The following is an 11,365-nucleotide window of genomic DNA, read 5'->3' as shown; positions in this document are numbered from 1 at the left end:
GGCGGATGGTGGAGGCTCGCGAGTCGGGTATGTCGACCACCGAATCCATCCGGATCGGTGCTGCGACCACCGGGCGTTTGCGTTCGTCGGGCAGGTGGATCTCGCCGAGCCCGATCCGGTTCTGCAGCCGCTTCATCCAGCGCGGGGCCCACCAGCAGTCGTCGCCGAGCAGCTTCATCACCGAGGGCACCAGGAACATCCGCACCCCCCGCGCCGGCGGCACCCCGCCGACCACTCGGAGCCCGGGCGCGGACACCCCGCCGACCAAGCGGATCCCGGGTGCCGACACCCCGCCGACCAAGCGGATCCCCCGCCCGCGCCCCGACGCCGCGGAGACCAACAAGCTGCCCACCGACCCGGCGACCACCAAGTTGCCGGCGAGTCCGCCGCCGGCGCCGCGGCGCCCGGAGGGCGGCGAACGGGAGATCGAGTCGTGGCTCGGTGAGTTGCGCGGCGGGGCGGGCGACCCGCCCCCGTCGAACGCCCAGACCGAGGCGTTCACAACACCCGGCAAACCGCCCACTCCGCCACCCGGGGCCGAGGCGCCCGAGGACGCCACCACCGCGATTCCCACCCAGCCCGAGAGCGACGACCCGAAGACCGAGAAGCTCAACGCCCGTTCGGAGAAGGGCCGCCGCCGCGGCAAAGACGGGCTCAGCGCCCAGGAACTGCTGCGCCGCGAGGGCCGCTACTGAAACCGGCGGGGCCGGTCAGACCTGGTCGGGCTGGGCGGTGATGGCCACCGGTTCCTCGATCAGGTCGTCGCCGTCGGCCACCGCCTCGGCCTCCTCGTCCGGGGCGATCAGCACCCGGATCGCCCGGTCGAAGAACGCGATCATCGGCACCGCCAGCAGTGCGCCGACGATGCCGGCCAACAGCGCGCCGGCGGAGATGCCCAGCACCACCGCGAGCGGGTGGATCGCGACGGCACGGCCCATCACCAGGGGCTGCAGCACGTGCGATTCCAGCTGGTTGACCCCGATGACCACACCGAACGCGATCAGCCCCACGATCCAGCCCTTGGCGATCAGCGCGACGATCACCGCCAGGAAGCCGGTCACCACCGCACCGACCAGCGGGATGAACGCCCCCAGGAACACCAGCGACGCCAGCGGCAGGGCCAGCGGCACACCCAGGATCGCCAGGCCGGTGCCGATCCCGACCGCGTCCACCAGCGCCACCAGGAATGTCGCGCGGGTGTAGCCGATCAGGGAGCGGAACCCGGCGATCCCGGCGGTGTGGACTTTCTCCCGGACCGCGGTGGGGAAGATCTTCACCACGAACTGCCAGATGTTGCGGCCGCCGTAGAGGAAGAAGATCATCGTGAACAGCACCACGAACGCGCCGGTGACGATCTCGGTGATGGTGCCCGCGGTCGACAGCGCCCCGCTGGTCAGCGCGGACTGGTTGGTCTGCAACGCCTGGGTGACGGTGTCGCGCAGCTTGTCCATCTGTTCGGCGCTCAGGTGCAGCGGCCCGTTGACCAGCCAGGCGCGACTGGAGTCCACCACCTGGGTCACCTGCACCACCAGCCCCGGCACCCCCTCGATGAACTGGCTGATGACGAAGGCCAGGATCCCGCTGATGGCCGCCAGCCCGGTCGCCAGCAGGAGGAAGACCGCCAGCCCGCGGTGCACGCCGTGCCGGTCCAGCCAGTCCACCCCGGGCAGCAGCAGCGCCGACAGCAGCAGCGCCACCGCCGTGGACACGAAGATCACCTCGAAGATCTTCATCACCCACAGCAGCGCCACGACCGCGGTCAGCAGGATCAGCAGCCGCCAGGCCCACGCCGCCGCCTGGCGGACGAGCGGGTGAACGGAGTCCTCAGCAGGGTTCGCCACATCGGTAGCGTAGCCGCCGCGCCACCGCCCCGACCGCGGTTGATCGGCCCGGTTGCCGGGGCGCCGAACCGGTGTGATGACCTAGAGCCGTGGCTGAACAGGGATACCGGGCGCTCACCGTCGCGGCGGCCGCGCTGACCGACGCGGTCGCGGTGGTGCTGTTCTGCACGGCGGGGCGGCGCAGTCACGCCGAGGGGTTGACCGTCGCCGGCATCGCGGGCACCGCCTGGCCGTTCCTCGTCGGTGCGTTGGCGGGTTGGCTGATCGCGCGGGGCTGGCGGCGTCCGTTGGCCGTCACGCCGACGGGGCTGGTGATCTGGGTGGTCACGGTCCCGGTGGGCATGCTGCTGCGCGCCGCGACCGGTCAGGGTGTCGCCGCCGCGTTCTGGGTGGTGGCGACGCTGAGCACCGGCGTCCTGCTGCTCGGCTGGCGGCTGGCGGTGGCTCTGACCAGCCGGCGGCGCGGCCCGGGTCGCACCGAACCGGTGGTGCTGTAAAGCGTCAGTCCGCGGCGGTCGGCGCGGCCGGGCCGGGCCGGGTGACCGCGCCGGCGGGGCCGGGCAGCCGGCCGGTCTTGCCCAGCACGTCGGCGGCGGCCGGCGGCAACTGGGCGGGCAGCTGACCGGGCAACTGGCCGGGCAGCTGCTGGTTCTGGGCGGCTTGCATCAGCCCCAGCACCTGGGGCAGCGAGATCGGCAGCCGGCAGCTGGCGGTGATCTCGCTGAGCGGTTCGCTGATCTCGGCCAGGTCGTCGGCGACGGTCGGGTTGGCGTCGAAGTAGTTCTTGAGCGTCATGACCGATTGCGGTCCGGGGTCCTGCTGCAGCGCGGTGCTGATCACCCGGTCGGTTTCCGGGTTCTTCTCCAGGTACTTGCCGGTGTCGGCGGACACCTTGCTGACCGTCTTGGCCACCGCGCTGGCGGCGCACGGATCCTCGGGCTTGGCCGCCGCCGACGGCGACATCGATACCGCCAGCGCGCCCCCCAGCGCCGCTGCGGTCAGGCCGCCGAGCAGCCGCTGCCGCCGGTTCCCCCTGGTCCTGGCCATGAAAAGCTCCTTACCTTCGCGGACTCCGCCATCCTGCCATCGCGGCGGCGATCGCCGCCAATCCGCGCACGCCCACCCGACGCGCCGACCAGCACCGATTCCGCCGTGGGCGGGATCCGCGGTGAGCCGGCTAACTGCCGACCGGCCGAATGGGAGACGATCACCGCGCCGCATCGGTTGCTGCGGGCGGGGCGGCCGGACGGCGGTGTCCTGATCGGGAGTTCCGCTCGGACGTACCGAGCCGGGCGGCCCGAATAAGAGCGTGAGCCTACCACACGCTGCGGTAGGGTGACGCGACGGAAACGCGGGCTGATGCGGGGAGACTGAGATTCAGCAGTTGATGCTTCACCTCAGCCGCCACCTGCGCCGATTCCGGTGGGTGGTGTTCATCGGCTGGGTGCTGGCGGTGATCCCCGCGGTGTACCTGGCGTTGACCCAGTCCGGTCAACTCACCGGCGGCGGCTTCGAGGTCGCCGGCTCCCAGTCCCTGCATGTGCAATACGAGATCGAGGACCACTTCCCCGACGAGGGGGCGTCCCCGCTGGCGCTGGTGGCCGCGCCGCGCGCCGCCGCCACCCAGGCCGACATGGCCGAGGCCGTCGCCGAGCTGGAGCGGGCGGCGGCGACGCTGCCGGCCGTGTCGGTCCAGCACAATCCCGCCCAGCCGCCCCCGCAACCCGACCGGCCCTACGTGTTGATGCTGGAGCTGGGCTTCGACAACACCGGCGCGGTGGACACCGCCAAACAGCTGCGCCACGAGATCGGGGTGCGCGGGATCGAGGCCGGTCAGATCCCCAACGGCCACGTCCGGCTGTACGTCATCGGGCAGGGCGCGCTGGGCGCGGCCGCCGCGGACAAGACCAAACAGGACATCGCCCAGGCCGAGCGCTGGAACCTGCCGGTCGTGCTGATCGTGCTGCTGGCCGTCTTCGGTTCGCTGACCGCCGCGGCGATCCCGCTGGCGCTGGGCATCTGCACCGTGGTCGTCACCATGGGGCTGGTCTACCTGCTGTCGCTGTTCACCACGATGTCGGTCTTCGTCACCTCGACGGTGTCGATGTTCGGGATCGCGCTGGCCATCGACTACTCGCTGTTCATCCTGATGCGCTACCGGGAGGAGCTGCGGGCCGGCCGCCAGCCGCAGGAGGCGGTCGACGCCGCGATGGCCACCTCCGGGCTCGCGGTGGTGCTCTCCGGTCTCACCGTCATCGCGTCGGTCTGCGGGATCTATCTGATCAACACCCCGGTACTGGTGTCGATGGCCACCGGCGCGATCCTGGCGGTGGCCGTCGCGGTGCTCACCGCGGTGACCCTCACCCCGGCGGTGCTGGCCACCTTCGGTCGGGCGGCGGCGCGGCGGGCCGCCCTGCTGCACTGGTCGCGGCGCCCCGAGGCCACCCAGTCCCCGTTCTGGACCCGCTGGGTCGGTGCGGTGATGCGCCGGCCGTGGCTGGCGAGCGTCGGGGCCGCGGGTCTGCTGATCCTGATGACCGCGCCGGCGTTCACGATGGTGCTGGGCAACAGCATGGTGCGCCAGTTCGACTCCGCCCATGAGATTCGCGGCGGGATGGCGGCGGCCGCGCAGGCGCTCGGCCCCGGCGCGCTCGGCCCGGTGCGGGTGCTGGTCAGCTTCCCCGACGGGTCCGCGTCGTCGCCGGAGCACACCGCCGCCCTCGATGCGGTCACCCAGCGGATCGCGCAGGCGCCGCAGATCGCCACGGTGTCGCCGCCGGTCTTCTCCGATGACGGCCACAGCGCGTTGCTCTCCGCGGTGCTCTCGGTGGACCCGGAGAACCTCGGGGCCCGCCGCACGGTGTCCTGGCTGCGGGATGAGCTGCCGCAGACCGCGGGCATCGACTCGGCGCAGATCTCGGTCGGCGGGCCGACGGCGCTGATCAAGGACTTCGACGACCGGGTGGCCTGGGCCGAGCCGCTGGTGCTGGCGTTCGTCGCCGCGATCGCGTTCGTGATGCTGCTGCTGGCGATCCAGTCGGTGGTGCTGGCCGCCAAGGGCGTGCTGATGACGATGCTGTCGGTGGGCGCCGCCTACGGCAGCCTGGTGGTGGTGTTCCAGTGGGGGTGGCTGGAGCAACTGGGTTTCCCGCGGCTGTCCTCGATCGACAGCACCATCCCGCCGCTGGTGCTGGCGATGACCTTCGGGCTGTCGATGGACTACGAGATCTTCCTGCTCACCCGGATCCGGGAACGCTTCCTGGAATCCGGGCACACCCGCGACGCGGTGGCCTACGGGGTGAGCACCAGCGCGCGCACCATCACCAGCGCGGCGCTGATCATGATCGCGGTGTTCATCGGGTTCGCGTTCGCCGGGATGCCGCTGGTCGCCCAACTCGGGGTCGCCTGCGCGGTGGCGATCGCCATCGACGCCACCGTGGTGCGGCTGGTGCTGGTCCCGGCGCTGATGGCGGTGTTCGCCCAGTGGAACTGGTGGCTGCCGCGCTGGCTGGCCCGGCTGTTGCCGTCGGTGGACTTCGAGAAGCCGCTGCCCGCCGTCGACCTCGGCGATGTGGTGCTCATCCCCGACGACATCTCGGCGCTGGTCGCACCCGCCGCCGACCTGCGCATGGTGGTGAAGTCCTCCGCGCGGCTCAAGGACCTGGCCCCCGAGGCGGTCAGCGTCACCGACCCGCTGGCGTTCAGCGGCTGCCAGCGCGGCGCCGCCGGCGGGCACCGCTCCCCCGTCCCGGCGTCCACCGCCGCCGACACCCGGCTGGCCCGGCGGGTCATCGGCCGGGCCGCACCGCGCGCGGTGCGCCCGGTCCACCCGGTCACCGTGTGGCGGCACCGGCTGGCGATCGCCCTGGATGCGCTGGGCACCGAGGCCGACGACACCGACTTCCGCCGCTGCAGCCCGGTGGAGATCACCAACGTGCAACTGACCACCGGGGAGCGCCTGCAGATCCCGACCGCGGCGGAGACCGTGCGGCTCAAGGGGTATCTGATCATGTCCCGCAACACCCGGCGCGACTTCACCGAGTTCGCCGAGTTGGTCGGCACCGTCGACGCCGAGGCGGCCGCGGTGGCCCTGGCCGGCATCGACCGCTACTACCGCTGCCCGTCGCTGCAGCCGAACTGGATCGCCACCCAGCTGGTGCGCCGGCTGGCCGACCCGCAGCCGGCGCCGGAGCCCTCGGCCGACCCGGACCCGGTGGACGCGCCGGACCCCGACACCGGGCACGACCAGTGGGACGGCGACTGGGATGATGTGAGGCAGCGCTGTCTGGCGGTGGCGGTGGCGATGCTCGAGGAGGCGAGGTGACGGTGAGCGCGGACCCGCACAGCAAGCCTGCCTCGCGACGGGTCGGCGCACGCGCGTCCTACAACGACCGGCCGGTGGAGTTCTGGCCCACCGCCGCCATCCGCGCCGCCCTGGAGAACGGCGACATCAGCGTCTGGAAGCGCATCGTGGTGGCCCTCAAACGCGACCCGTACGGCCGGACCGCCCGGCAGGTGGAGGAGGTGCTGGCCGGCACCCGCCCGTACGGCATCTCCAAGGCGCTGTCGGAGGTGCTGACCCGCACCCGCGCCCACCTGGAGGCCAACGAGCGCGCCGAGGTGGCCCGCCATGTGCAGCTGCTGATCGACCGGTCCGGGCTGGGCCACCCGGAGTTCGCCTCCCGGATCGGGGTCCCCACCGAGGAGCTCAGCGCCTACCTGGACGCCACCGTCAGCCCGTCGGCGTCGCTGATGATCCGGATGCGTCGGCTCTCCGACCGGTTCGTGAAGATGAAAGCGCAACGCCCCACCCAGAATTGAGAGCAGCGATGGCACACGACGACGCGGCCCTGCGCCGCATCCTCGAGCAGACCCGCACGGTGGCGGTGGTCGGCATCTCGGCCAACCCGGCCCGGCCCAGCAACGAGGTGTACCGCTATCTGGCCGCGGCCTCCCCCTACCGGTTCTTCCTGGTCAACCCCACCTTCAGCGAGCTGGACGGGGTGCCGGTCTATCCGAGTCTGGCCGAGTTGCCGGTCACCCCGGACCTGGTGGACGTGTTCCGCCGCCGCGACCAGCTGCCCACCGTGCTGGCCGAGGTGCTGGCGTTGACGCCGCGGCCGGCGACGCTGTGGCTGCAGTCGGGTCTGCGTGACGAGCAGGTGGCCCGCGACGGCGCGGCCGCCGGGTTGCAGGTGGTCATGGACCGCTGCCTCAAGGTCGAGTACGCCCGGCTGGGCTGATCCTCACCGGATCGGGATGACGTCGAGCACCAGCCACCGGTCCTGCGGCTTGGTCAGGGCGACCCGCAGGGCCAGCACCCGGCGTTGCGGCTGCTGTCCCGCCGCGGTGCGGGTGCTGCGCACCAGCACCACCACACTGGCGGCGTCGCGGCCCAGCGCCTCGAGCCCGGCGGAGACGGTGGCGGCCTTCGTGCTGACCTTGTCGCGCAGCATCTGCTCGCCGACCGCCGCCAGCTCCTCGCTCAGCGCGGCCACCCGCTCGGGCACCATGAACTCCTCGGCCGCGGTGACCGCGGCGTCGGGGTCGGTTGGGGAGAACGATGCGGTGATCTCGGCGATATCGGTGGCGATGCGCACCACCTGCGCGGCGTCGGCGCGGAACGCGCGGTCGGGCACCGTCCAGCGCTGATAGCTCACCGCCACCGCGGCCACCAGCGCCAGCGTCGCCAGCCCCACCGCCGCCAGCCGCAGGCCGGGCCGGTCGTCGTCGGTGCCGACGGTGACCGCGTCACGGCGCCACAGCACCGCGTTGACCAGCACCGCCTGCCCGATCAGCAGCACCAGCGCGGTGGCGGCCACCACCCACCAGCGCGGCCAGTCCAGCGCCGCGCCGATCAGCAGCAGCGCCACGACCGTCGCCGCGGGCACGGCGACGTCGAAGGCGGCCACCCGCCACCCGTTGCGCAGCGTGCTCATCGCAGGAACTCCAGCCCCGAGACCATCGGCGTGCCCTCGACGTCGGAGATGTCCAGGCGCAGCAGCCAGCGCACCGTCCGCGGCTCGCCTGCCGTGTTGTCGGCGATCGACGCGGCGACCACCAGCACGGTGTCGGTGCGCCCGGCCAGTTCCTCGGGCAGCGGCGTGCGGTCGCGGGGCCGGCCGTCGTCGCCGCGATACACCGATTCGATGGCCACCGCCTCGACCTGCCCGACACTGCGGGACGCCAACTGCCGCACCACCTCGCGGTAGGGCTGGATGGCGGAGTCGAACTCGGCGTTGAGTCCGCCGACGGTTCCGTCCCGCAGCCGGGCCAGGGTGGGTTCGACGTTGCCGGTGTCGATGTTGGCCAGCAGGCCCACCCAGTCGGCGGCGGTCTGGAGCACCCGCTCCTGGTAGGCGCGTTCGGCGTCGTCGCTGCGGTGCCCCGACCAGATCAGCGCGGCCAGCACCAGCGCGGCCACGGCCAGCACCCCGAGCGCTGCCGAGGCCACCCCGTAGGGCGAGAAGACCCGGTCGGCGGGCGGTTCGGCGGGGCCGTCGGCGTCGCGGGCGGGTTCGGCGCCGGCGGTGCCGGCCTGCTCGGCCTGCTCGGCGTCGGACATGGCCGTGAGGCTACCGTGCGCCGTGGCAGGATGGCCCGATGACCACCGCCGCCACCCGCTCGGGGATCGACCTGAGCCACGCCGACGACAGCATCCGCCCGCAGGACGACCTGTTCGGCCACGTCAACGGCGGTTGGCTGACCGGCTACACGATGCCCGCCGACCGGGCCACCGACGGCGCGTTCCGGGCCCTGTTCGACCGTGCCGAGCTCCAGGTCCGGGAGCTGATCGAGGCGGCCGCCGCGGCGGGGGCCGCGCCGGGCAGCGACACCCAGCGCATCGGGGACCTCTACGCCGCCTTCCTGGCCGAGGAGGCGATCGAGGCGCGCGGGGTGGCCCCGCTGCTCGAGGAGCTGGCCGCCGTCGAGGCGGCCACCGACCGCGCGGCGCTGGCCGCGGTGCTCGGCGGGCTGCAGCGCAGCGGGGTCGGCGGCGGCGCCGCCCTCTACGTCAACACCGACGCCAAGGACTCCAGCCGCTACCTGGTGTATCTGACCCAGTCCGGTCTCGGGCTGCCCGACGAGTCCTACTACCGGGAACCGGCGCACGCCGCGGTGCTCGCCGCCTACCCGCGGCACATCGCGGCGATGTTCGCGCTGGTCTACGGCGGCGACGCCGCCGATTACGCCGACGACGCCGCGGCGATCGTGGCGCTGGAGACCAAACTGGCCGCCGCGCACTGGGATGTGGTCCAGCGCCGCGACGCCGAGGCGAGCTACAACCTGCGCCGCTTCACCGACCTGGCCGAGCAGGCGCCCGGCTTCGACTGGCCGGGCTGGCTGGCCGGGCTGGAGATCCCCGCCGCGGCGGTCGCCGAGCTCGTCGTGCGCCAACCCGACTACCTGACCGCGTTCGCCGCCACCTGGTCGGCCGAACCGCTGGCCGACTGGCAGCGCTGGGCGCGCTGGCAGATCATCACCACCCGGGCCGGGACGCTGCCCGCCGCGCTGGTCGCCGAGGATTTCGAGTTCTACGGGCGCACCCTCACCGGCGCCGAGCAGCTGCCGGAGCGGTGGAAACGCGGTGTCGGGCTGGTGCAGAGCCTGCTGGGCGATGCGGTCGGCAAGCTCTACGTGGAGCGGCACTTCCCGCCGCAGGCCAAGGAGCGGATGGACGTGCTGGTGGCCAACCTGCGGGAGGCCTACCGGGTGAGCATCAGCGACCTGGAGTGGATGACCCCGGCCACCCGCGAGCGGGCGCTGGCCAAGCTGGACAAGTTCACCGCGAAGGTCGGCTACCCGGCGAAGTGGCGGGACTACTCCGCGCTGGTGATCGACCGCGACGACCTGTACGGCAACTGCGTGCGCGGCGCCGCCGCCGCCTTCGACCGCGAGGCCGCCAAACTGGGCGGCCCGGTCGACCGCGACGAGTGGTTCATGACCCCGCAGACCGTCAACGCCTACTACAACCCGGGCATGAACGAGATCGTCTTCCCGGCGGCGATCCTGCAGCCGCCGTTCTTCGACGCCGAGGCCGACGACGCCGCCAACTACGGCGGGATCGGCGCGGTGATCGGCCACGAGATCGGGCACGGCTTCGACGACCAGGGCGCCAAGTACGACGGCGACGGCAACCTGGTGGACTGGTGGACCGACGCCGACCGGGCCGAGTTCGCCGCCCGCACCGCCGCGCTGATCGCCCAGTACGACGCCTACACCCCGCGCGGCCTCGACGCGGAGCACCGCGTCAACGGCGCGTTCACCGTCGGGGAGAACATCGGCGACCTGGGCGGCCTGTCGATCGCGCTGCTGGCCTACCAGCTGTCCCTGGACGGCGCGGAGCCGCCGGTCATCGACGGGCTGACCGGGGTGCAGCGGGTCTTCTTCGGCTGGGCGCAGGTGTGGCGCACCAAGTCACGCACCGCCGAGGCGATCCGCCGGCTGGCCACCGACCCGCACTCGCCGCCGGAGTTCCGCTGCAACGGCGTCATCCGCAACATCGACGCCTTCTACGACGCCTTCGCCGTCGGCGCCGACGACGCGCTGTACCTCGAGCCGGCCCGGCGGGTGCGGATCTGGAGTTAGATCTGCCAGTCCTGGGAGCCGTCGTTCTTGGTGTACAGCCCGACGGAGTTCGTCACCACGACCGGGTCCCCGCTGCCGAAGTTGTCGAAGAACCACTTGGCGTTCTCCGGGCTGAGGTTGATACAGCCGTGGCTGACGTTGCGTTTGCCCTGGTCGGCGACCGACCAGGGGGCGCTGTGCACGAAGCCGCCGCTGTTGTCGATGCGGACCGCGTCCTTGACCTTCAGCTTGTAGCCCCACTCGGAGTCGACCGGCACCCCGTAGGTTGACGAGTCCATCACGACCTCGGGCATCTTCTCCAGCACGTAGTAGGTGCCGTTCTCGGTTTCGTGCCCGCCGGCGCTCATGCCCATCGACATCGGGAAGACCTTCTCCACCTCGCCGTTGCGGGTGATCGTCATCTCGTGGGTGGCGTCGTCGGCGGTGGCCACCAGCGAATCCCCGGTGCGGAAACTCGCCTTGGTGCCGGCCGCGTCGATGCTGACCCGGGTGTGGGCCGGCCAGAAGTCCAGCGGACGCCAGCGCACCTGGGTGGGGGTCATCCAGTAGAACTTGCCCGGCACCGGCGGGTCCGAGCTGATGTGGATGGCCTCTTCGGCCATCGCCTTGTTGCCGATCGGGCGCTGGAAGTTGATGATGATCGGCTTGGCCACCCCGACCAGCGACCCGTCCAGCGGGTTGAACGACGGCGGCAGGAACGGCGGGTCGCCGGTGAATGGCTTCGGGTTCTGCCCGGCGGGCACCACGCCCGGCGCCACCGTCGGGGCGGTGGCCGGGCCGTCGGCCGGCGGTGCGGCCACCGGCGGGGCCGGCGGCGCGGGTGGTGCGGGTGGTGCGGGTGGTGGTGGCGGTGCGAACGGGTCCACCGGCGACCCGCCGTTCCTGCCGCCGTCGTTCAACCCGCTGGACGGGTCGCTGGTCGGGGTGGCCAAGCC

Annotated in this window: 11 protein-coding genes and 1 pseudogene; 6 read left to right on the top strand and 6 right to left on the bottom strand. The window is 72.4% G+C overall.

Features of this window, described 5'->3' with window-relative positions; genetic code table 11:
- A pseudogene (locus tag A5643_RS17680) lies at positions 1-205 on the bottom strand (hypothetical protein); the annotation flags it as partial.
- A 166-nt stretch (positions 206-371) separates the two neighbouring features.
- On the opposite strand from A5643_RS17680, the gene A5643_RS18085 reads away from it, so the two are divergent.
- A complete protein-coding gene (locus tag A5643_RS18085) occupies positions 372-695 on the top strand; it encodes a hypothetical protein (RefSeq protein ID WP_156628618.1) in 324 nt (107 codons plus the stop codon).
- A gap of 15 nt (positions 696-710) precedes the next feature.
- Here A5643_RS18085 and A5643_RS07430 read toward each other — a convergent pair whose 3' ends face one another.
- Positions 711-1,841 (bottom strand): AI-2E family transporter, encoded by a 1,131-nt coding sequence (locus A5643_RS07430; protein WP_066853521.1) that lies wholly within the window; start codon positions 1,839-1,841, stop codon positions 711-713.
- 89 nt (positions 1,842-1,930) lie between these two features.
- Here A5643_RS07430 and A5643_RS07425 point away from each other — a divergent pair, with 89 nt between their 5' ends.
- Entirely contained in the window at positions 1,931-2,338 is a 408-nt protein-coding gene (locus tag A5643_RS07425) for a DUF3054 domain-containing protein (RefSeq protein ID WP_066853519.1), read from the top strand.
- Between the two features lie 4 nt (positions 2,339-2,342).
- Here A5643_RS07425 and A5643_RS07420 read toward each other — a convergent pair whose 3' ends face one another.
- Entirely contained in the window at positions 2,343-2,888 is a 546-nt protein-coding gene (locus A5643_RS07420) for a hemophore (protein ID WP_066853518.1), read from the bottom strand.
- Between the two features lie 340 nt (positions 2,889-3,228).
- Between A5643_RS07420 and A5643_RS07415 the strand changes: the two genes are divergently transcribed.
- The 3 genes from A5643_RS07415 to A5643_RS07405 are packed head-to-tail and all read left to right on the top strand — an operon-like array spanning position 3,229 to position 7,084.
- Positions 3,229-6,165 carry an MMPL family transporter gene (locus A5643_RS07415; RefSeq protein WP_066853516.1) on the top strand — a complete coding sequence of 979 codons (2,937 nt, stop codon included), beginning with the start codon at positions 3,229-3,231 and terminating at the stop codon, positions 6,163-6,165.
- A 2-nt stretch (positions 6,166-6,167) separates the two neighbouring features.
- On the top strand, positions 6,168-6,662 hold the full coding sequence (locus A5643_RS07410) for a hypothetical protein (protein WP_066853514.1): 495 nt from the start codon (positions 6,168-6,170) through the stop codon (positions 6,660-6,662).
- Positions 6,663-6,670: 8 nt separating this feature from the next.
- A complete protein-coding gene (locus A5643_RS07405) occupies positions 6,671-7,084 on the top strand; it encodes a CoA-binding protein (protein ID WP_066853512.1) in 414 nt (137 codons plus the stop codon).
- A 3-nt stretch (positions 7,085-7,087) separates the two neighbouring features.
- On the opposite strand, the gene A5643_RS07400 is transcribed toward A5643_RS07405, so the two are convergent.
- Both A5643_RS07400 and A5643_RS07395 read right to left on the bottom strand, forming a co-directional pair.
- Positions 7,088-7,771: a hypothetical protein gene (locus A5643_RS07400; RefSeq protein WP_066853527.1), complete on the bottom strand. Its 684-nt coding sequence runs from the start codon at positions 7,769-7,771 to the stop codon at positions 7,088-7,090.
- A 5-nt stretch (positions 7,772-7,776) separates the two neighbouring features.
- Positions 7,777-8,406, bottom strand: a complete 630-nt coding sequence (locus tag A5643_RS07395) for a hypothetical protein (protein WP_066853510.1) — start codon at positions 8,404-8,406, stop codon at positions 7,777-7,779.
- A 38-nt stretch (positions 8,407-8,444) separates the two neighbouring features.
- On the opposite strand from A5643_RS07395, the gene A5643_RS07390 reads away from it, so the two are divergent.
- Positions 8,445-10,430, top strand: a complete 1,986-nt coding sequence (locus A5643_RS07390; RefSeq protein ID WP_066853509.1) for a M13 family metallopeptidase — start codon at positions 8,445-8,447, stop codon at positions 10,428-10,430.
- Here A5643_RS07390 and A5643_RS07385 read toward each other — a convergent pair.
- Positions 10,427-11,362, bottom strand: a complete 936-nt coding sequence (locus A5643_RS07385) for a L,D-transpeptidase (RefSeq protein ID WP_082948798.1) — start codon at positions 11,360-11,362, stop codon at positions 10,427-10,429. The genes A5643_RS07390 and A5643_RS07385 overlap by 4 nt on opposite strands.
- Positions 11,363-11,365: the final 3 nt, after the last annotated feature.

Origin of the sequence: Mycobacterium sp. 1274756.6 (assembly GCF_001668625.1) — a bacterium.
GTDB lineage: Bacteria > Actinomycetota > Actinomycetes > Mycobacteriales > Mycobacteriaceae > Mycobacterium.
The sequence above is the reverse complement of the archived record's forward strand: the minus strand, read 5'-3'. Positions and strand labels throughout refer to the sequence as shown.

Coding starts and splice junctions, on each gene's coding strand:
- A5643_RS07420 (WP_066853518.1), bottom strand. CDS start 2,888: ATGGCCAGGACCAGGGGGAACCGGCGGCAGCGGCTGCTCGGCGGCCTG.
- A5643_RS07395 (WP_066853510.1), bottom strand. CDS start 8,406: ATGTCCGACGCCGAGCAGGCCGAGCAGGCCGGCACCGCCGGCGCCGAA.
- A5643_RS07415 (WP_066853516.1), top strand. CDS start 3,229: ATGCTTCACCTCAGCCGCCACCTGCGCCGATTCCGGTGGGTGGTGTTC.
- A5643_RS07405 (WP_066853512.1), top strand. CDS start 6,671: ATGGCACACGACGACGCGGCCCTGCGCCGCATCCTCGAGCAGACCCGC.
- A5643_RS07390 (WP_066853509.1), top strand. CDS start 8,445: ATGACCACCGCCGCCACCCGCTCGGGGATCGACCTGAGCCACGCCGAC.